General features: G+C 45.2%; 1 protein-coding gene. It reads right to left on the reverse strand.

What is annotated here, in order from left to right; genetic code table 11:
- The coding region (locus tag IEX22_RS16445) for a hypothetical protein (RefSeq protein ID WP_229660123.1) at nucleotides 1-533 on the reverse strand (533 nt) is incomplete at both ends.

Here is a 533-nt window from a genome sequence, read left to right on the forward strand (position 1 = left end):
GTTGTTCATTGTCCCTCAATTGCTTAAGGGTGCGCTGCAACTTCTGCTGATTCTGATGCAAGTAATCCTGCAATACCCTTATTTCACTGAAAACCCAAGGACTATTGACCTCAAAGGAGCAACTCTCACCTTTTCGGGCCTGCCAAACCAGATTCCGCAAAGGGCGAATCAACATAAAGTGCAACACCAACATGAAGCCCAAAACGAACAAAGCTCCCAAGCCCCAAACCCGCATAAAACGCGCATTGAGAGCATCTGTCACCTGAGCCATTATTGGCGACAAATCATATTCCAAATAGATAAGCTCTATATTATCGCCGTGACCAACACTCACCTCGGCATTCACTGGATAGTAAGCCTGTATTGATAGCCTATTAGGATTGGTAAAGATAAGCTCTTTTCCGGATTGCACCACCTGTTGCTGTAACTCTAAAGAATAGCCATCAATAACTTGTGAAGCCCGGCTATCGCGCCAGACAACATGATTGGCATGGCGAATAAGACTGGTGTCATCGAGCAGAATATACACCATT

Origin of the sequence: Tersicoccus solisilvae, from assembly GCF_014643255.1 — a bacterium.
In the GTDB taxonomy this organism is placed as follows: Bacteria; Actinomycetota; Actinomycetes; order Actinomycetales; family Micrococcaceae; genus Tersicoccus; species Tersicoccus solisilvae.